Annotated in this window: 16 protein-coding genes, 1 tRNA gene and 1 pseudogene; 14 read left to right on the forward strand and 4 right to left on the reverse strand. The window is 56.5% G+C overall.

Annotation, left to right across the window (positions count from 1 at the left end):
* The 10 genes from rpoD to KO508_RS00230 all read left to right on the forward strand — a co-directional run bounded on the left by rpoD (position 1) and on the right by KO508_RS00230 (position 11394).
* Positions 1 to 1848, forward strand: coding sequence for an RNA polymerase sigma factor RpoD (rpoD, locus tag KO508_RS00185; protein WP_216006346.1), 1848 nt, complete (start codon positions 1 to 3; stop codon positions 1846 to 1848).
* A 94-nt stretch (positions 1849 to 1942) separates the two neighbouring features.
* Positions 1943 to 2019, forward strand: a tRNA-Ile gene (locus tag KO508_RS00190).
* 296 nt (positions 2020 to 2315) lie between these two features.
* A complete protein-coding gene (locus KO508_RS00195) occupies positions 2316 to 3044 on the forward strand; it encodes a UTRA domain-containing protein (RefSeq protein WP_216006347.1) in 729 nt (242 codons plus the stop codon).
* Between the two features lie 97 nt (positions 3045 to 3141).
* On the forward strand, positions 3142 to 4374 hold the full coding sequence (locus KO508_RS00200; protein WP_216006348.1) for an NAD(P)/FAD-dependent oxidoreductase: 1233 nt from the start codon (positions 3142 to 3144) through the stop codon (positions 4372 to 4374).
* Positions 4375 to 4391: 17 nt separating this feature from the next.
* Positions 4392 to 5543: a 2-aminoethylphosphonate--pyruvate transaminase gene (locus KO508_RS00205; RefSeq protein ID WP_216006349.1), complete on the forward strand. Its 1152-nt coding sequence runs from the start codon at positions 4392 to 4394 to the stop codon at positions 5541 to 5543.
* A gap of 19 nt (positions 5544 to 5562) precedes the next feature.
* Positions 5563 to 6390 carry a phosphonoacetaldehyde hydrolase gene (gene phnX / locus KO508_RS00210; RefSeq protein ID WP_216006350.1) on the forward strand — a complete coding sequence of 276 codons (828 nt, stop codon included), beginning with the start codon at positions 5563 to 5565 and terminating at the stop codon, positions 6388 to 6390.
* Positions 6391 to 6519: 129 nt separating this feature from the next.
* On the forward strand, positions 6520 to 7533 hold the full coding sequence (locus KO508_RS00215) for a putative 2-aminoethylphosphonate ABC transporter substrate-binding protein (RefSeq protein WP_216006351.1): 1014 nt from the start codon (positions 6520 to 6522) through the stop codon (positions 7531 to 7533).
* Between the two features lie 86 nt (positions 7534 to 7619).
* Positions 7620 to 8690: a putative 2-aminoethylphosphonate ABC transporter ATP-binding protein gene (locus KO508_RS00220; protein ID WP_216006352.1), complete on the forward strand. Its 1071-nt coding sequence runs from the start codon at positions 7620 to 7622 to the stop codon at positions 8688 to 8690.
* A gap of 18 nt (positions 8691 to 8708) precedes the next feature.
* Positions 8709 to 10469, forward strand: a complete 1761-nt coding sequence (locus KO508_RS00225; protein ID WP_252737742.1) for a putative 2-aminoethylphosphonate ABC transporter permease subunit — start codon at positions 8709 to 8711, stop codon at positions 10467 to 10469.
* A 19-nt stretch (positions 10470 to 10488) separates the two neighbouring features.
* On the forward strand, positions 10489 to 11394 hold the full coding sequence (locus KO508_RS00230; RefSeq protein ID WP_216006353.1) for an EamA family transporter: 906 nt from the start codon (positions 10489 to 10491) through the stop codon (positions 11392 to 11394).
* Positions 11395 to 11460: 66 nt separating this feature from the next.
* On the opposite strand, the gene KO508_RS00235 is transcribed toward KO508_RS00230, so the two are convergent.
* From KO508_RS00235 to KO508_RS18735, 3 genes and pseudogenes are all read right to left on the reverse strand, one after another.
* A complete protein-coding gene (locus KO508_RS00235; protein ID WP_216006354.1) occupies positions 11461 to 12123 on the reverse strand; it encodes an HAD family hydrolase in 663 nt (220 codons plus the stop codon).
* Positions 12124 to 12526: 403 nt separating this feature from the next.
* Positions 12527 to 13384: an alpha/beta hydrolase family protein gene (locus tag KO508_RS00240; protein ID WP_216006355.1), complete on the reverse strand. Its 858-nt coding sequence runs from the start codon at positions 13382 to 13384 to the stop codon at positions 12527 to 12529.
* A 116-nt stretch (positions 13385 to 13500) separates the two neighbouring features.
* A pseudogene (locus tag KO508_RS18735) lies at positions 13501 to 13941 on the reverse strand (hotdog fold domain-containing protein).
* 147 nt (positions 13942 to 14088) lie between these two features.
* On the opposite strand from KO508_RS18735, the gene KO508_RS00255 reads away from it, so the two are divergent.
* Together KO508_RS00255 and KO508_RS00260 are read left to right on the forward strand one after the other, a co-directional pair.
* Complete coding sequence (locus tag KO508_RS00255) at positions 14089 to 14703, forward strand: TetR/AcrR family transcriptional regulator (protein WP_216006358.1); 615 nt, start codon at positions 14089 to 14091, stop codon at positions 14701 to 14703.
* Positions 14704 to 14767: 64 nt separating this feature from the next.
* Positions 14768 to 14977 (forward strand): hypothetical protein, encoded by a 210-nt coding sequence (locus KO508_RS00260; protein WP_216006359.1) that lies wholly within the window; start codon positions 14768 to 14770, stop codon positions 14975 to 14977.
* A gap of 335 nt (positions 14978 to 15312) precedes the next feature.
* Here the strand turns inward: KO508_RS00260 and KO508_RS00265 are convergent, their stop codons facing one another.
* Positions 15313 to 15579: a hypothetical protein gene (locus KO508_RS00265; protein ID WP_216006360.1), complete on the reverse strand. Its 267-nt coding sequence runs from the start codon at positions 15577 to 15579 to the stop codon at positions 15313 to 15315.
* Here KO508_RS00265 and KO508_RS00270 point away from each other — a divergent pair.
* Both KO508_RS00270 and KO508_RS00275 read left to right on the forward strand, forming a co-directional pair.
* Positions 15565 to 16317 (forward strand): helix-turn-helix domain-containing protein, encoded by a 753-nt coding sequence (locus KO508_RS00270; RefSeq protein WP_216006361.1) that lies wholly within the window; start codon positions 15565 to 15567, stop codon positions 16315 to 16317. The genes KO508_RS00265 and KO508_RS00270 overlap by 15 nt on opposite strands.
* 87 nt (positions 16318 to 16404) lie before the next feature.
* Positions 16405 to 20600 (forward strand): autotransporter-associated beta strand repeat-containing protein (locus tag KO508_RS00275; RefSeq protein WP_216006362.1); only part of this gene is annotated, 4196 nt, incomplete at its 3' end.

Consider the following 20600-nt stretch of genomic DNA (forward strand, 5'->3'; position numbering starts at 1 on the left):
ATGTCAGGCAATTCGCAGAAATCACGATTGAAAGACCTCATCGCACGAGGCAAGGAACAAGGCTACCTGACTTACGCCGAGGTAAACGACCACCTCCCGGAAGACATTGCCGACCCGGATCAAGTCGAAGACATTATTCGCATGATCAACGACATGGGAATTCAGGTAACCGAGGTAGCACCGGATGCCGATACCCTGCTGATGACCGATGGCGACTCCACTGCTGACGAAGCCGCTGCCGCTGAAGCTGCCGCCGCTCTTGCCGCTGTGGAATCTGATGCTGGCCGCACCACAGACCCCGTCCGCATGTACATGCGCGAAATGGGTACCGTTGAGCTGCTAACCCGTGAAGGCGAGATCGTTATCGCCAAGCGCATCGAAGAAGGTATTCGCGATGTTATGGCAGCGGTTGCCCACTTCCCGGGCACTGTAGGCACCGTTATTCAGGCCTACGATCGCATCATTGAAAACGAAGGTCGTATTACCGACATCATTACCGGTTTTCTGGACCCAGATGGCGCAGAGCCGTTTATGCCGGAACCGCCTCCGAAGCCTGAGACCTCAGACGAAGACCAGTCTGACGAGGATGCGGACGACGATGAAGAGGAAGAAGAACCAGAGAGCGGTCCAGATCCGGAAGAAACCCGCTTGCGTTTTGAGCTTCTTCGAGAAAAGCTCGACGACGCCGAAAAGCTACTGGCCAAGCACGGCCGTGCGGATAAGAAAACTCAGGTTGCATTGAACGATTTAGGGCAAATTTTCGCACCCTTCAAACTTGGCAATAAAGCGTTTGACGAACTGGTTAACGTAGTTCGCTCTACCAACGATCTGGTGCGCGAGAACGAGCGTGCCATCCTCAAGATCTGTGTACGCGAATGCAAAATGCCACGCAAAGACTTCATCAAATCATTCCCGGGCAATGAAGCCAACTCGGAATGGGGCGAGAAGATCGGTAAAAGCAAAAAGCCGTACGCTGCCGCTATTGTGGAGCGATTGGATGAAATCGTTCGTCTTCAGAAGCGCATCATGAATGTGCAGACTGAAGTGGATCTAGACGTTGTAGATATCAAAGAAATCAACCGCCGCGTCTCGATTGGTGAAGCAAGAGCCCGCCGCGCCAAGAAAGAAATGGTTGAGGCCAACCTGCGACTGGTTATTTCTATCGCGAAGAAGTACACCAACCGCGGTCTTCAGTTCCTCGACCTGATTCAGGAAGGCAACATCGGCCTGATGAAAGCCGTTGATAAATTTGAATACCGTCGTGGGTACAAGTTCTCTACCTATGCTACTTGGTGGATTCGTCAGGCCATCACCCGCTCTATTGCGGATCAGGCACGCACCATTCGTATTCCGGTGCACATGATTGAAACCATCAACAAGCTCAACCGGATTTCCCGCCAGATGCTGCAGGAAATGGGCCGCGAGCCCACCCCGGAAGAGCTGGGTGAGCGTATGGAGATGCCGGAAGACAAAATTCGTAAAGTCCTGAAGATTGCGAAAGAACCAATCTCCATGGAGACGCCGATTGGTGACGATGAAGACAGTCATCTGGGCGACTTTATCGAAGACATACAGGCGCTCTCGCCGGTAGACTCAGCTACTGCTGAAGGCCTGCGCGAAGCCACCCGCTCCGTTTTGTCAGGTCTGACTGCTCGTGAGTCCAAGGTACTGCGCATGCGCTTTGGTATCGAAATGAACACGGATCACACATTGGAAGAAGTCGGAAAACAGTTCGACGTAACCCGTGAACGTATCCGTCAAATCGAAGCAAAAGCATTGCGTAAACTGCGTCATCCTTCCCGCTCCGACCATTTGCGCGGATTTATTGACGATCAAGGCAACGGATAAGCATCACAACAGTAGCGGGCGCCCCACCTCCTCGGTATAATGGCGCCCGCTTTGTTCCCTCAGGGGAACACCCTCCAGACAGCGTTCGCTGAATGGGCCTATAGCTCAGTTGGTTAGAGCAGAGGACTCATAATCCTTTGGTCCCTGGTTCGAGTCCAGGTGGGCCCACCAATACTCGAAAAAACCTTTAGTTCCTGTTCTTGGCACCATATTTAGGCCATCTCGGCCAGGTTATGGCGACATAATCCTTAGTCGTGGCCGCCGCTCTTAAACAAAGCGAACATTCGCGTTAGGCTTTCCCGCAAACCCTGAAAATTCCAAGCTAGTCATGGACTTTCACTTAGCATGGTTGGCGGAACCCATTTCAAACGTCAATTAATTCCGCGCGAAAGCTTCCGGTATTTGTCACAACTGTGTCACGTTTTTGGTCTATTTTGGCCGGTTTGGTTAGGCTAAGGAGCCACAATATGCAGGAGCGGGTCGACGAGAAAAGCGTTTCGCCTCTTTATCTGAGAGTTCGAGATCACTTGGCTGCCCAGATCGCAAAAGGGCTTTTAACGCCGAGTACTCGGTTGCCCTCGGAACGTATTCTCGCGGAGGAGCACGATACTACTCGGGTGACGACCCGCTTGGCGCTGGCTCAGTTAGAAGCGGAAGGCCGTATCTACCGCTCGAACCGGCGAGGCTGGTTTGTGTCTCCGCCAAGACTGATTTACAAACCCACACATGACTACAGCTTCTCAGAGAATGTGACAGCGCAGGGCCGTGTCCCTGCAACAGAGACGCTTGATGTGACGTCCACGCATACTAACAGCTGGTTGGCCACCCGGACTGGCATGGCGATTGGTGACCCGATTGTCTGGCTTCGGCGCCGCCGGCAGATTGATGGTCGGCCGGTATTGGTCGAGAACATTTACCTAAACCCCAAGCGTCTGCCAGGAATTGAAACCTACAACTTCGACCGCTCCCTTTGGAAATTGCTGCGGGAGCAGTACGGCGTAGAGTTACGCGGTAAGCAAATAGAAATGTATCCGACGGCGCTGGTGGATCCTCAAGCCAGTGCAATTGGGGTGACGGCGGGTACAGCAGGCCTCTACGTTACCCGCTGCAGTCGGGATGCCGACGGCTGTTTCGTTGAATTTGATGAAGAGTTTTGGTTGCACGATGCGTTGAGCATTCAAGTCGAAGTGAGCTGATCCGCGGCGATTATTCCGCTGGATTGTCATCAGGCTTTCATGGAATCGTCACAGTTCCTCGCCAAACTGGTCTATACCAGATCAGCGAGGAGCAATTATGCCCGCAGTCAATCATCCGGATGTCGTTATCATTGGAGGCGGCATCCTTGGGTGCGCCATAGCGCGATATCTAAGCAAGACGCCTGACCTTGGTGTTGTCGTTGTCGAACGTCATAGATTGGGTGAGCAAACTACTAGCCACGCAGCCGCTTTGCTGACCCGTGTTCGCACGCACCGTGCGCTCACGGATATGGCGATGGAAACGTTTCGCGTCATCGATGAGCTGGGTGACACCCAGAGCGAGCCGCTGCCTCTGAAAAAAGTAGGTAGCCTGCAGGTATCGGCCGAAGCGGAAGGATGGCGGCAGATCGAGCAAACAGCGCAACGTGCGGCTGAGTCCGGAGTTTGCGCCGAGTTGGTCAGCACCAACGACGCTATGCAACTGGCCCCCTGGCTTGAGCTGTCATCCGACACCTCTGCGCTTTGGGTGCCGGATGACGGCTACATTGATCCCTACACCCTCTGCCTCGCTTATGCAGCTGACGCCAGGCGCAATGGCGCCCGGATTCTTTTGAAACGGACGGTCAGCGAACTCCTGAGAAAAGGTTCGAAGGTCACCGGCGTGCGCCTCGCAAATGGCGAGACGATCTTTGCCGGAACTGTCATTGATGCCGCCGGTCCTTGGAGTACGGCGCTAGCAATGCAGGCGGGAATTCACCTTGGCATGGCGCCGGTTCGCAGTCATTACTGGATATCAGCGCCGCACCCAAGCATTACCACGAACGGCCCGATGACCATTTTGCCCGATAGCGGCGCATACGCGCGCCCGGAAGTGGGCGGATTGTTATTCGGGCTGCGAGACCCGCAATCGGTCGTGGCTCACCCAAATGCCTTACCGGACAACCTCCATGGTTTTCGTTTCGATACGGACCCGACGGGCCACCTGGCCCTTGAAAGCGGCTACGAGGCACTTCGCTTACAGCTTCCCGCGCTGGACGAGTTACAACTGGCTCATTACGTCAGCAATGTCTCAAGTTACACGCCGGATGGTTTTTCCCTGCTGGGCCCAATGCCTGGTGTCGAGGGTTTCATTGCCGCCACCGGCTGCTCCGGCGCGGGTATCGGCATGTCCGGTGGTATCGGCCGTTTAGTTGCTGAGCTGGCAACCAACCAGAGCCCCTTCGTAACTCCCGAACCGTTCCGCCTGGATCGCTTCGGAGCCATTAATTCCTATAGCCCCGATTTCATCCGCCGCTGCGCCGAGGCTCGCGCCCGCAAGCGCACCGGCTAAACCCGATGGAGACCTCTATGACCCAGAAAGATCCGTATCTGCTCACTCCCGGTCCATTGACCACCAGCCTCTCCGTGAAACAGGCCATGTTGCACGATTGGGGCTCTTGGGATGGCGACTTCAATGACCTAACGGCTCAAATGTGTAAACGGCTGCTTGAGGTGGCTGGCGGCAGGGATAGCCACGTCTGCGTGCCCATGCAGGGCAGCGGCACCTTCGCAGTGGAAGCCACGCTTGGCACGGTAATTCCTCCAACCAGTACAACTCTAGTGTTGATGAACGGTGCCTACGGACAACGGATCGGCAAGATTCTTGACAAGCTGGGGCGCCCGTATCTGGCCATTGATAAGGGGGATTACCATCCGCCACGCGGCGATGAGGTTGCCGTTGCCTTGCAAGAGCATCCCGAGATTGAACAGGTTGTGGTGGTTCACTGTGAAACCAGCTCCGGCATTCTTAATCCGATCGAAGAGATTGCCGAAGTGTGCCGACAGACACGCAAGCGCCTGATCATCGACAGCATGAGCGCATTTGGCGCCTTGCCCATCAATGTGGTCGAGCTGCCCTGTGCGGCCCTCGTGTCGTCAGCCAACAAGTGCTTCGAGGGTGTACCCGGTTTTGGCTTCGCCATTGTTGAACGGGAATTGCTATCGGCATCAGCCGGCCAGTGCCATAGCCTCTCCCTAGATCTCCATGACCAGTGGCAATACATGGAGAAAACCGGACAGTGGCGCTACACCCCGCCCACCCATGTGGTGGCCGCCTTTCTTCAGGCCATGCGCGAACACGAAGCCGAGGGTGGTGTGGACGGGCGTCTGGCCCGCTACAGCCGCAATCGGGACCGTCTGGTGGCTGGCCTTCGTGATATCGGTTTTCGGACATTGCTGGCGGATGAGTGGCTGTCGCCGATCATCATCACCTTTTTGTCTCCGAACAGCTCGGCATTTGAATTCCGTCGCTTCTATGACGCGATCAAAGCTCGTGGTTTCCTCATCTACCCCGGCAAACTCACCGTTGCGGACAGTTTTCGGGTGGGCTGCATTGGCCAGCTCCACGATGAGCAGATTGACGCCGTTGTTACCGCAGTTGCCGAGGCCTGTCAGGAGCTCGGCCTGTCGATACCCGTTTCGGTGCCCGCTCTTGCAGCCCACAACCTCGAAACCGCCTGAATTCTGAAGGGAGAACCTTATGCATACCTATACACGTCGTTACAGTGGGCCGCTTCAGGCGGTGATTATGGACCTTGCCGGCACCTGCGTGGACTTTGGATCACTCGCGCCTATTCAGGCTTTTATGAAGTTGTTCGAAGCAGAAGGCATCAACCTGTCCGAAGTGGAAGCCCGTGAGCCCATGGGAGCCGAAAAACGCGAGCACATCTGCCGTCTGTTATCGATGCCACGAATCCGTAATCAATGGCTCAGCACCTTCGGCAGTGAGCCTGAACGCCCGGATATTGATCGACTCTATAACGCCTTTCTGCCGCTGCAGACAGCGGCCATTGCTGAACGCACCAAGTTGGTCCCTGGGGCCCTGACTCTGCAGGAGCAACTCCGAGAACAGGGCATCAAACTCGGTGTAAATACCGGATACAGCCGCGAAATGGTGAACGTAATGCTACCAGCGCTGGCTGCGCAGGGCTTTGAGCCGGAAAGCGTCGTTGTGGCAACGGAAGTACCTCAGGGAAGGCCGGCGCCTCATATGAGTTTTAAAAATGCGCTCGAACTGGGGATCACCGCCGTGCAAGGCTGCGTGAAAGTTGACGACACGACTACAGGTATTGAAGAGGGCTTGAACGCTGGCATGTGGACAGTAGCGGTTGTGGCGTCCGGGAATGCGGTAGGGCTCAGCGAGGAGCAGCTTTCCGCCCTTTGCGAGGTTGAACGAGCGGAGATTCTGGTCCGCGGACATCGTGTGATGGCCCAGTCAGCCGCCCACTATGTGATTGACTCCATCATGGATTTGCCGAACGTACTCGCCGATATTGGACGGCGGTTGCAAGCCGGTGAGCATCCGTAAGCGAGGCCAAGGAAACGTCACATCGCTGTCACGTCCTTGCAATCAAATAGCTCTAAGGTAGTGGTGATCGAAATTGGTATAGACCAGAAAGACGGCACCTCAACCCGACCTCGTATTAAGGAGACTTGCGTGAAACACCTCAAAAAAGCCCTTGCCCTGACCACACTGGCTGTCGCCATGAATGCTAATGCCCAGACCGAACTGACCGTGTACACAGCGGTAGAAGCAGAGGACCTCCAGAAATACGCCGAGCGTTTCAACGAAGACCATCCGGACATCAAGATCAACTGGGTTCGCGATTCCACCGGCGTTGTCACCGCGCGCCTACTGGCAGAAAAGCAGAACTCCCAGGCGGATGTGGTCTGGGGGCTCGCAGGCACCAGCCTTCTGCTGCTGAAAAACGAAGGTATGTTGGCTCCCTATGCGCCGGAAGGGCTGGAAGAATTGTCTCCAAAATTTCGCGACCGCGATGAAACACCTTCCTGGGTAGGTATGGATGCGTGGATGGCCGCTATCTGTGTGAACACCATCGAAGCTGAGAAAAACAACCTGCCAATGCCCTCCAGCTGGGATGACCTGACCAAGCCGGTTTACCAGGGCCATGTGGTTATGCCAAACCCGAACTCCTCCGGCACCGGCTTTCTGGACGTCTCTGCCTGGCTTCAGATGATGGGTGACGACAAAGGCTGGGAGTTCATGGACGGGTTGCACCAGAACATCAGCCGTTATACCCACTCCGGCTCCAAGCCCTGCAAGATGGCAGCTTCCGGAGAGACCACCATCGGCGTTTCTTTCGCATTCCGTGGTGCCCGCCTGAAGGAACAGGGCGCGCCGCTTGAACTGGTGTTCCCTGAAGAAGGCCTGGGGTGGGAAGTGGAAGCGACTGCAATTGTCGACGGGACGGACAAGATGAAAGCCGCGCAAACACTGGTTGACTGGTCCATCACCCGCAAGGCCATGGAAATGTACAACGAGGGCTACGCCATCGTGGGCATGCCGGGTGTGGCTCAGCCGGTGAAGTATTTCCCGGAGAACGCAGATGATCTGATCATCGACAATGACTTTGGGTGGGCAGCCAGTAACCGTGAGGCCATCCTAGCTGAATGGGCGCGTCGCTACGACGGCAAATCCGAAGCAAAGTGAGTTGGCGAGTCGGGCCCTAGCCCGTCAAACCAAGGCGGTGCCCGGTTTTGGGCGCCGCGCCAGATTATTTAAGAGTAGGGGGTACCATGAACCAGAAAACTCAGGGAAGCCGTCTGGAAATCCAGAGCGTCAACAAGTTTTTTGGCGATTTTTGCGCGCTGAAGGATATCAATCTCACCATCGAACCCGGTGAGCTGGTGTGTTTCCTCGGGCCGTCCGGATGTGGGAAAACCACCCTACTTCGCATCATCGCGGGGCTTGAGCATCAGAGTGGAGGTTTGCTCCATCAGGGCGAGACAGACATCTCCCTGAAGCCGCCCAGAGAACGGGATTTCGGCATTGTGTTTCAGTCCTACGCCCTATTCCCGAACATGACCGTCACCGACAACATTGCCTACGGTTTACGCAGTATTGGCATGCCCAAGGCTCAGGTCCGCAACCGGGTAGACGAACTACTGGCCCTTGTCGGGCTTGAAGATCAGGCCAGCAAGTACCCCGCGCAGTTATCCGGTGGCCAACAGCAACGCGTCGCTCTAGCCCGCGCTCTGGCGCCGTCACCAGGCCTGCTGTTGCTCGACGAGCCGCTGTCGGCGCTGGATGCCAAAGTGCGCCAACATCTGCGTGGCGAAATCCGTAGCCTCCAGAGGCAACTGGGTGTCACCACAGTCATGGTCACCCACGACCAAGAAGAAGCCCTGGCGATGGCCGACCGAGTGGTGGTGATGAACAACGGGGTTATCGAACAGGTGGGAACGCCGCTGGACATCTACCAGCAACCCGCGTCGGCGTTTGTTGCTTCCTTCATCGGTGCCATGAACTTTATCGACAGCGCCCCACTGAATGGACAACGGGTAAAGGTCGGGAACCACGAGCTGGATCTGATTAGGCCGTTGCCCACAGCCGAGGGATGTATCCAACTGGCGATTCGACCAGAGGATGTTCACCTGTTACCCAGTGGCGATGGTGAATGGGAAGGGGAGGTCCGGGCTCTGGATTATCTCGGCGCTTTCATCCGCACCCTCATTCGCTTGAGTGATATTGAGCTGGACTTGGTGGTGGATGTAGACCCACGTTCCGCGCGTCGGCTTGATCTACGCGTTGGCAGCTGCGTCTGCCTCAACCTGCCTTCCGACGCCCTGCATTGCTTCGCAGCATGACGGGCTGCGGAATTCCAAATGTCTGAGTCTGACCCTAGTAAGTTCTCCATGATTGATTCTCCCGCGCTTTCGAAACCGACCACACACAACCGGCCAACTCTGGCGGAATTACGCCGGAGGCTTGCCGGCCGTTGGGTGTTTGCACTGCTTCTGGCAACCGGTTGCGGGATTCTGATCCTGCTGGTGCTAGCGCCCCTATACACACTACTTTCAAAGAGCGTCGAGAACAAAGCCGGTGACTTTGTCGGGCTGGAAAACTTTGCCCACTACCTGAGTACCGGCGGCATCGAATCCGCGTTCTTCAATTCCCTGTGGGTGGCTGGGCTCAGCACCGTGATTGTGGTTTCTCTGGCCTTCATGGCGGCCTGGGCGCTGACTCGCACGCGTTTGCCAATCACCGGCTGGATTCGTGGTGTCCTGATATTACCGATCCTGGCGCCGTCGCTGTTGCCAGCGATCAGTCTGGTGTACCTATTCGGCAATCAGGGCGTACTAAAAAGCTGGCTGTTCGGCGCTGAAATCTATGGGCCCATTGGTATCATCATGGGTTCCTGCTTCTGGACCTTTCCCCACGCCTTGATGATCTTGCTTACCGCGATGGACAACGCCGACGGGCGCCATTACGAAGCCGCGACCGCCTTGAAGGCCAGCCCGTGGCGAACCTTCTGGACAGTAACTGTGCCTGGTGCCCGCTATGGGCTGGTAAGTGCCGGGTTTGTTGTGTTTACGCTAGTAATTACGGATTTCGGCGTACCCAAGGTCATTGGCGGGCAGTTCGATGTACTGGCCACGGATATCTACAAGCAGGTGATCGGGCAGCAGAAATTCGAGATGGGCGCAGTGGTCAGCGTGCTGTTGCTGTTGCCGGCCATGCTAGCGTTCATCGCCGACCGCTATGTGCAGCGCAAACAATCCGCAAGCTTTACGGCCAGATCCGTGCCCTACAGGCCCCGTCAAGATCGTAAGCGGGACGCCTTGGGAGCTCTGATGCTGACACCGACCCTGGTGTTCATTTTCGCCATCATCGGCATGGCTATCTACGCATCATTCGTTACCTTCTGGCCCTACAACCTCGACCTTAGCTTGAACAACTACCAATTCGGCCGTATGGATGGCGGTGGCTGGGGGGCTTACACCAACAGCCTGCAGATGGCGTTGGGCACCATGGTAGTCGGGACTGTACTGGTCTTCTTCAACGCCTGGCTGATGGAACGCACGCCACAGTCGAGGCTGCTAACCGGGGTATTCCAGTTTCTTTCGCTGCTGCCCCTGGCGGTTCCCGGCCTTGTGCTGGGGCTGTCCTACATCTTTTTCTTCAACCACCCGGACAACCCGATCAACGGCATTTACGGGACCCTGTTCATCCTGATTCTCTGCACCGTCACGCACTTCTACGCTGTTTCCCACCTCACGGCAGTCACGGCGCTGAAGCAACTGGATCAGGAGTTCGAGGCGGTGGGGGAGTCGCTCAATGCTTCCCGATGGCGGGTGCTGTTCACGGTCACGCTGCCCCTGTGCCTGCCAGCTATTCTGGATGTCGCCCTGTACCTGTTTGTGAATGCCATGACCACAGTCTCAGCAGTTGTGTTCCTTTACGGCCACGACTCCCAATTGGCCTCCGTGGCTGTGCTGAACATGGACGAGGCCGGTGATATCGCTCCGGCGGCGGCCATGGCCATCCTGATCACGGCAACCTGTGCTGTGGCGAAACTCATCCAGGGGGTACTGCGGTTTTGGGTGGATCGTTCTACCCGGGCGTGGCGGCAGGGCACGGAATGAGCCAGCAGCCTCAAACCCCATGACCATTACGGCGATTGTTATTGTTATGGTGTCCGCCCTTGCCCACGCCGGCTGGAACCTGTTTGGCAAGAAGGTCAGCCCCAGCGGCGCGTTCTTCTGGTACAGCACCCTGTGGGGTGCACTCCTGACCCTGCCGGTACTGGTGTACTACCGCCCGTTGTTGCATGAACTGGACTCGGGAATCTGGTGGCTGGTAGCTGTTACTGGCTTCTTTCAGGCAACTTATCTCAGTTGTCTGGCTGCAGCCTATCGTCATGGCGAACTATCGGTAGTCTATCCACTGGCGCGATCATCGCCCTTGTTGATCCTGCTGGTCGGAACCCTGTTCCTGGGGACGGCCGAAACCATCACCGGCGCGGCTGTTGCCGGTATCGTTCTGATCCTAGCCGGATGCATCATTCTGCCAATGCAACGGTTCCGGGATTTCCGTCTGGCTAACTACCACAACCTCGCCACCTTGTTTGCCCTCCTGGCCGCCGCCAGCACCGCCGGGTACTCGCTCGTCGACGACAATGCCACGGGCCAGATGCGAGACTTGCTGGCTGGCATCGCGCTGGATGCGGAAGTGGCGTTTGTTTTCGTCATCCTCCAGGCTTGGTCGGCCCTGATATGGCTGAGTCTTGGTCTGAGCGTGCAGGCAACCGAACGACGACTTTTACGGGAACTGATCTTTAACTGGCGCAGTACGATGGCAGCGGGAGTGCTGATTCTTGGAACATACGGGCTGGTGGTTTGGGCTATGGCCTATGCAGATGACGTCAGCTACGTGGTAGCCTTCAGGCAAGTCAGCATTCCTATCGGCGTTGCACTGGGCTGGTATTTCCTTGAAGAACCTCTGCACGCGCCCAAATTACTCGGCGTGCTGACCATTCTTGCGGGCTTGCTGCTGGTGGTTCTGGGGTGATGGTTCGTCTTGACTGCGTATAGAAGAGGCAAAGTTTCGCCCTTGCGAGGTTGAGATGGCGAAGGGTCATGCCCGGGCCACCTCGTCAATGAGTACACGCCAGCCTTTTCGCCTTGCATAGCGCTCCAGAATCGGATCCGGATTCACCGCAACGGGATAGTCCACAAACCTCAAAAGGGGAAGGTCGTTGTGGGAGTCTGAGTAGAACCAGACTTTCTCCGGGACGGCGCGGCGCGCCGAGACCCACTCCTTTAAGGCAGCCACTTTACCTTCCCTGAAAGGACGTCGGGTTCCGATGGTGCCTTTGAGGTTGTCGCCCTGCCATTCGACCTGCACGCCTATATCGTCATCAATGCCGAGGTGTCGGGCGATGGGCGAAACCAGATGCTCGCCTGTTGCGGAGATAATGAGTACATCGTGCCCTTGGGTCTTATGCCAGGCTACACGTTCCCGGGCGGTTGTGAGCACTCGGGGAGGGATCACTTCCCTAACGAACCGATCAATCAGAGCTTCCACCTGGCTCCTCTGCCAACCCCGAATAGGAGCCAGACTGTATTCCATGTAGTTCTGGAGGTCCAGATCGCCGTTGGTATAGGCCCTCATGAACGCCCTGCCCCTTGCCTCGGAATTGGGGGAGGCATCAATGGCTTCAGCGCGGAGAAATTCAGTGAACAGCTGTGAACTGTCTCCGCGAATCAGGGTTTCATCTAGGTCGAAAATCGCAAGCATGTAGCACTCCTTTGGTATACACCAGATTGTGCTTCAAGCCTGTTACGAGTTTGTTACGGGATAAGGTGTAAAACTCATTCTAAAAACTTCTACTGCCTTCCTAAGGCGCGTTTCGCTCGCAAGGATTGGTCTTTAAAATCAGGGTTTCATCCCGTTTCCGCGCACGGTACTAAAACGGCTGTGGACCTACCCCGGTGCAGTAGACACTCCTAGCCTATGGTTAAAGCATAAGAGGAATTGCGATGAGCAGCCAACGTTATCCCCCCGGAATTCGCAGATAAAGCGGTGGATTGGAGTCATCAGTGCCATCGCAGCGTCAAAAGCGCCGACGAAGCGCCGACGAAGCGCAAGAATATTTACCTCCGAAGACATCTGATCTTAGATATCAGGATAACATTCAGGTTCAGTCTGTAGACGCTAAGCCTTTAAGAACCTGCGGCCAACAAGCTTTACAGCGGCTGCGCAGCAGGTCACTGTGGCCAATTTCTTTCAGGCCAAAATTGGATGGTTTCAGAAACTGTTTTTCTATTCTGGCATTGGCCAGCAGGCGCAGAAAGTCTTCCACATTTGCAGGCACTGCGATGTGGTCATCTGTGGCGGTCAACGCCAGCATAGGTGCTTTGATCTCCGCATAGTGATGCTGCTGTATTTCCTTGCCGAAACTGTTCTCTACATAACCGGGTGAACTGCACCAATGCCGCCACTGCCTGGCGACGCCGGCGGGCAGGTCTTCCCCAAAACCGATGATTTTGGTCGGCCAGTACCCTTTTAATGCAACGGAAACCGGTTGCCAGCCATGGAACAGCAGCTTGGCCGCCAGCCTGGTTTTCGATTTCAGGTTGTTGAAATGGCCAGACGACGCGGCAATCAGAACATAGCGGTCAATTTGGTCGAAATTGGGCATCAAACCGATTAACTGTGCACCGGCACTATGGCCCACCAGAGTCACCGGCAGGTTCGGGGCCAGAGCGATCAGCTTGTCCAGCGCTGCCGGCAAATCCAGAGTACCCCAGTCCACCAGATCGGCAGAGAGTTCTGCAAGAGGGATATCGTTGCGGGAGTCCCCGATGCCCCTGTTGGAAAAGGTCAGCACGGCAAATCCCTGTTCGCTCAGCCAGGTGGCAAAATTGAAATAGACCTGATGCCGAAACCCCGTGGCCGGGGAGACCAGGACAGCACCGCGAGGTGACTCTGTGGCTGGCCTGAAAAAGTGTCCGGTGAGCCTATAGCCGTCTTCACAGGTTATTACGGTTTTTTCCATTATCGGTCCATTTAATCATCAGTTAAAACTAGATAGCGCAGAAATTGCGCCAAATAGGCTGTATTGGCCAAGATGCCGGGCATGTGGATTAACCCTCAGCCAGGAATCCTTAGGTATCAGTTCAGTTTCACGTTCATGGTGATTTCAGCGGTGAAGACCCGTTGACCATCCTCATCAAACACTTCTACGGGGACCGTTTTCTCACCAGAGGTGTCCCAGTCAACTTTCTCCCCGCTTGCAACGGCACGTAAGGCGGTTTTTGCCTTGGCCAGATACTTGACCGACATGGCTTGTGGAATCCACTTACCATCGCTTGGTATCGACGCATCCGTCATCAGCCCTGCTACCAGCTCTGCGGCGTTTCACATGGCGATTGCGTGTACGGTACCCAGGTGGTTGGTGATTTCTTTTCGGAATGGCACCCGTGCTTCGGCATACTCCGGTTTCAGGTCAACCAGTTCCGGCTGGATGGTGCTGAAATAGGGGGCCTGTTGGCAGACCATGTTCCCAAAGGCTTCGGCGCCGAATGCGTTGACTGCTGCCAGTGCTTGACTCATCTCTAAGTTCTCCATGTGTCTGAAAGGGGGCACGAAACAAACAAAACAGAATAATATTCTTCAACAGAAGAGTATTCTGTTTATGCCGAAGCTGTCAAACGGTAGAATGTAGGCTGTGGCGAGTTCAAACAGGCGAATATCCATTTAATGAACCAATCCAATATTTTAGAGAACCGGTTTCCGGGCCGCAGAGCTGCGCTGAAAAGAGAGATTCTGGAACAGGCACTGTATTGCTTTAATGAGCTGGGGCTGGAAGCCACCACCATCGATGCCATCAAAGCCCGCTGCGACACCAGTGTGGGCGCGATTTATCATCATTTCGGGAACAAAGAGGGTATATTGAGTGCGCTCTTTTTTGCAGCTCAGGATGACCAGCGACATCGCCTGGAGCAGGAACTGGCCGGGGCAAACAGTCTTCGCGAGGCCGTGTATTCCATCATATGGAGTTATCTAGACTGGGTTGTCGACAACCCAGAATGGGCCAGATTCCTTTATCAGGCGCGCTCTCCAGTGGCCAAGGGTCCCTTTCAGGAGGAACTGACGAATCGAAATATCCAGAATTACCGGAAACTGAAAGAGCGGTTGATAAGTTTCGGCAATGACGATATCAAAATTATTCAACCATTCGAGATGCTCTTCTCTCTCATTATAGGTCCGTCGGAAAACTATTGCAGAGCCTGGCTGTCTGGCCGTGTAAAGACATCACCTCAGGAGTACCGAAAAGAATTTGCGGAGTCCGTATGGCGCTCGTTGCAGAGCTGACCCATCTAGCCATATCGAACCAAGCGGTAATACTGGACAATTCTTCCGCTTCGCGGCTATAAAATTGCAGAAAATCTTTGCATTCTGCCCCAACCTGAATGTTGCGCTTTGCGACCGGGCCCGCGAGCTGGCGGTGTTCGACATGGCGATTGATTGCAAACTCCGATCCTGCGATATGGTCAAGCTCTTGGCTCGATATATTTCCAGTACAGTGCGATACCTTGGTGTCGAGGTGAAAGATGCTCTGGATATAGCTGAGAGTATTGAGATCTGATTGGTGTACCGTGGTTCTTAATCCCGGGTGGCTGGGAATCGATGTGGCTCTCGGAGTCAGGCGATGATCATATTTCGGGCTTTATCACCCCTTCAATTTTTAAACGAAAGCGAACATTAGTATCCCTTTTTTAAAGATCCATGCTTCCATTGCCCTGTCCATTTTAGTTTTCGAAGCCCGTGTTTCATGGGCTTTTTTCGTTGCACCAAGTCCATAAAAGTGAGCGGAAATCATAAAAAAGCCTGCTTGAGGCCCGCAGGACCTGCCGTTAATCTACATGAACTCAATTACAACAACACGCTCTGACTGATGCGCGAACTACCCGGTGAAGATATTTAATCATGGCACCTGACAGGCAACCGAGTTCTCACTTTGTAGCCGACGCCTCCGCACAGGCCGACGCCCAGCCCTGGCTGAACCTGGACATGCATCAGCTCAGCGCAGGCGACTATAAGGGTCAGTGCACCGCCCTGACCCTGAACGACATGCATCTGGTGCATGAACAGCAGAACCAACTGGTTCATAAAAGCGGGGTCACCCGGGGCAATTTGTGTGCGATTTCCATCGCCAGAACCATGACCCCGGGGATGCGTTTTTCCCATTTTTTAAGTCCGCAGGACTCTTGGCTCTATTTCCTTCCCAGCGATGCCGAACTCGACCTCAATGTGGCCGGCGGCAGTGACACCTTCTACCTGTGCCTGGACCAGGATCGACTGCTTGCCGACATGCACACCCTCAGCGGACGGGACTGGTCCGGGGTGACCGGTGCTCCCCAGGGCTTCAGCAGCGCAGACACCGAAAGGGTGGCACGGGCCTTCAGTCGCGTACTTCACGGCCCGGCTGTGGACGGTCCGGCCCTGTTGGCCAACGGTATTGAAATGTTACGGGACAGTGCCTTGATGGCGCTCAATGGGGCGACAGAGCTTGATACCGGCGGCAGTCGGGCTCTTCGCTCTGGCTGGCGAACCCAGCGGCTGGTGTCCACCGCGAGGGAATTCATGGATGCCTGCCTTCAGGTCGGCAGGGTGCCAGGTGTTGCCGACCTCTGTGCGGTAACGGGCGTGTCGGAGCGAACGCTCCAGTACGCCTTTCGCAGCGCCATGCAGCTCACCCCGGTGGCCTACCTGCGAACGCTTCGCCTTAACCGGGTACGCGCAGACCTGCTAGCAGCGGCGCCAACGCACACCAGCGTCACCCGCAGCGCCATGCACTGGGGCTTTGTTCACCTTGGTGAATTCGCCAGAGACTATCAGCGTCTGTTCGGCGAACGGCCCTCGCACACTCTGGCCCGGCGCGGTACCGGGGCGGCAAGCCGGGCGTTGTTTGCGGAAATCCGATAGTCCACCTGTCACAGCTCCTTCATACTCGTTGTCAAAAAGGCCGGAGCCGGATTGTCGGCCAACAAACCTCGATAGAGAGCAGTAACCATGAATCATGCCTATCGCGTCGTCTGGAACGAAGCACTCAACGTCTGGATGGCGGTTGCCGAGATCAGCCGAAGCAAGGGAAAAACCAAAGCCTCCGTCTTGCTCAGCAGCTTGCTGTTGGGGGCCTCGCCTGCGGGGGCGGTGGACGAAACCTTTACCGCGTCTTCCGGGAACTGGTCGGTTGATGGTAACTGGGCGGACGGTTCGGCGCCGGTTTCCGCGCAGGACCTGCAGCTGATTTTTGACAATACCTCAGCCCCGAATCTCGAGACGACCCACGACCTTGGTGGCCTGACGCTGAACAAGCTGAGTTTTGTCTCGCCATTCCCGGGTAGCACTTCAATTTTCATCCATGCTGGCGACGCCGCCACTGACAGATTGATTTTTGACGGTGCCGACGCGGAAATCAGGAGTTCTGCGCCTGGCGGTGCTTCTTTCGATACCCTGATTTACACCGAACTAGAGCTCGGTACGACTGTTACGTTTACAACCGATAATCCCTCATCGACCGAGACGTGGCTATTGGGTGGCCTGTCCGGGAGCGGTGGCCTGACCGTCACCAACGGCGTGACGTTGGGTCTCGTAAAACAGGGCGAGGGCCTCTATAGCGGCGACACCACCATAGAGGCTGATGGGGTTCTGTATAACAGTTTGGCTGCACCGAACTCTCTCAGTGCCGCGTCCCGCCACATTATTGATGGCACTCTCCAAATGGCTAATTCCGGTGCCATTGGCAGCCTCGAAGGCGCTGGCACTGTAAACCTTCATAACAACAGAAACCTGGAAGTCGGCGCCCTGGATACCAACACGCTTTTCTCCGGGGTCATAAGAGACAGAGACTCATTCGTCCCTGGCAGTCTCACCAAAACCGGCACCGGCACCCTGACCTTGACCGGGGCCAACACCTACACCGGCGGCACTACCATCAATGGCGGCGCGCTGCAGATCGGTGACGGCGGCACCTCCGGGTCGATTGCGGGCAATGTGGTCAACAACAGTTCGCTGGTGTTCAACCGCGCCGATGACTCGACCTTCGCCGGCGATATTAGCGGCAGTGGCATCGTAACCAAGCAGGGCACCGGCACCCTGACCCTCACCGGCACCAACACCTACACCGGCGAGACCCGTATCTCCAATGGCACCTTATCGGTCCAGGATGGCGGCAGCATCAGCCATGGCGTGGCAAAGCTGTACGTGGGCGATACCGCCAGCCAGACCGGCACCCTGGAGATCGGGGCGGGCAGCTCCGTGACCAGTGAGCAGTCCTATGTCGGCTACGGTGGTACCGGGGTGGTTCGCGTTGAAGGCAGTGGCGCGCAATGGCAGCTGACAGAGCAGCTTTCTGTGGGTAATTCAGACGACGGAGCCCTGGAGATCCATGATGGCGGTGAAGTGGATGTCGCCGGTGATCTGTACGTGGGCAATAGCTCAGGTGTAACTGGCCGAATAACCGTGGAGGGCGCCGGGTCGGAGCTCAGGGCATCAGACCTGGCCCTGGGGCAGTCCGGAAATGGCACCCTGACCCTGGTGAATGGAGGTACGGTTTCAGTTGATGGGGGCGGTGGCAAGGTTCTTCTGGGGCAAAATTTCGGTAGCCAGGGCACCCTGAATTTTGGCGCCTACGACCTTGCTGATCCGTCCACTGCGGGAGTGCTCGACGCTGACCGTCTCCGAATCGACAATTTCTTTTCTGGAGGTCCGGGTACCATCAACTTCAACCAGACCGACACCCTGACCCTGGCGGCTGATATTGAGCAGGTGGGCTTTGGGACAGGCAGTGTCAACCAGCGTGGCACCGGCACCACCATCCTCACGGGGGCCAATTCCTATTACGGTGACACCACCATCTCCGATGGCACCCTGCTGGTCAACGGTTCGATAGCGAACTCCCATATCCTGGTCAATGGCGGCTCCCTGGGAGGCAGCGGGTCGGTGGGTAATGTGACGGTCAACAGCGGTACCGTCACCCCGGGCAACTCCATCGGCTCGCTCAGCACCGACGATGTGACAGCCAACACAGGTTCCACCTTGCAGTTTGAAGTGGATAGCACCGGTGCTTCCGATACTTTGATAGCGACGGGGGGCGTTACCCTGAACGATGGTGTAGTTATAGACGTCATCGCTCTGGATACGCTAGACAGCCGGCCAATCCATAGTCAGTACACCCTGATTGACAATGATGGGGCAGATCTCATCGCTGGCACCTATACTCCGGGTGCTGGTAGCCTTGGCAGTGACGGTGAACTGTTTTCTGTTATTTCCAAGACAGGCGGGGATGGCAACGACCTGACGGCTGACAGCTACCGTACTGGCCTGACGCTCGCCGATGGCGCAACCTTCAGTGATCACCTGACCTTCCCGGATCACTTCCCCGGTTTTACTTTTACTGTTGAGGGCACAGACAGTGCCACCTTTAGCGGCATTCTGGGAGAAAGCTCCACGCCAGTATCTCTGAGCAAAGAGGGTTCCGGTACTCTGGTTGTCACCGGCACCAATACCTACACCGGTGACACCATGGTCTCTGGCGGCACCCTACAGGGCAGCACCACCAGCCTTCAAGGTGATATCACCAACAATGCGACGGTGGTTTTTGATCAGGCCAGCGCCGGTAGCTACGCCGGCGACATGACCGGCAGCGGCACTCTGGACAAGCTGGGGGCTGGTGTTCTGACGTTCACCGGTAGCAGCACCTACACCGGCGACACCACGGTCTCTGCAGGGACCCTGCAGATCGGCGACGGCGGCACCTCCGGGTCGATTGCGGGCAATGTGGTCAACAACAGTTCGCTGGTGTTCAACCGCGCCGATGACTCGACCTTCGCCGGCGATATTAGCGGCAGTGGCATCGTATCCAAGCAGGGCACCGGCACCCTGACCCTCACCGGCACCCACACCTACACCGGCGAGACCCGTATCTCCAATGGCACCTTATCGGTCCAGGATGGCGGCAGCATCAGCCATGGCGTGGCAAAGCTGTACGTGGGCGATACCGCCAGCCAGACCGGCACCCTGGAGATCGGGGCGGGCAGTTCGGTGACCAGTGACCGGTCTTATATTGGCACCGACGGTACCGGGGTGGTTCGCGTTGATGGCAGTGGTGCGCAATGGCAGCTGACAGAGTTCCTCTATGCGGGAGTTTCAAGCGAGGGAACCTTGGAGATCCATGATGGCGGTGTGGTGGATGTTGCCATCACGCTTAACGTGAGTAATGGCCCGGGTGCACCTGGTCGGGTCACCGTGGAGGGCGCCGGGTCTGAGCTAAGAGCATTTTACCTGGCCCTGGGGCAGTTCGGAAGCGGCACCCTGACCCTGGTGAATGGAGGTACGGTTTCAGTTGATGGGGGCGGTGGAACCGTTGCTCTCGGGGATCGCTCCGGTGGCCAGGGCACGCTGAATTTCGGCGCCTACGACCTTTCTGCTCCGACCACTGCGGGCGTTCTCGACGCTGACTTTCTCAGAATCGACCCTTCATCTAATGGAAATACGGGCACCATCAATTTTAACCAGACCGACACCCTGACCCTGGCGGCCTATATCGTGCAAGGCGGTGGAACGTCCAGCGTGAACCAGCGTGGCACCGGCACCACCATCCTCACGGGGGCCAATTCCTATTCCGGTGACACCACCATCTCCGATGGCACCCTGCTGGTCAATGGTTCGATAGCGAACTCCCATATCTTGGTCAATGGCGGCTCCCTGGGAGGCAGCGGGTCGGTGGGTAATGTGACGGTCAATAGCGGTACCGTCACCCCGGGCAACTCCATCGGCACGCTCACGGTGGGCGGCGACTGGACCCTGGGGGCTGGGGCCACCTACGAGGTGGAGCTAACGGGCGGCGGCACCACGGCAGGCACTCATAACGACCTGATAGACGTAACGGGCAGCGCCACTATCGAGGACGGCGCGCTGGTTCATGTGACACCGGAGAACGGCACCGACAATGGCTCGACCAACTATGCCGACGGCGCCCGCTACACCGTGGCTCAGGCTGCTGGTGGCTTGACCGTTAACGGCAACCAGACCGTGACCGATGACTACGCTTATCTGGATTTCCGTACCGACGAGGACGGCAATGCCTATTACCTGATCAGTGACCTCACCGCAGTGACGCCCCCACCAATGCCGGAACCGGAGCCGGAACCTGATCCAGAACCCGAGCCCGAACCAGAGCCGGAGCCCGAACCAGAGCCGGAGCC

The organism is Marinobacter salexigens, from assembly GCF_018860765.1.
In the GTDB taxonomy this organism is placed as follows: Bacteria; Pseudomonadota; Gammaproteobacteria; order Pseudomonadales; family Oleiphilaceae; genus Marinobacter; species Marinobacter salexigens_A.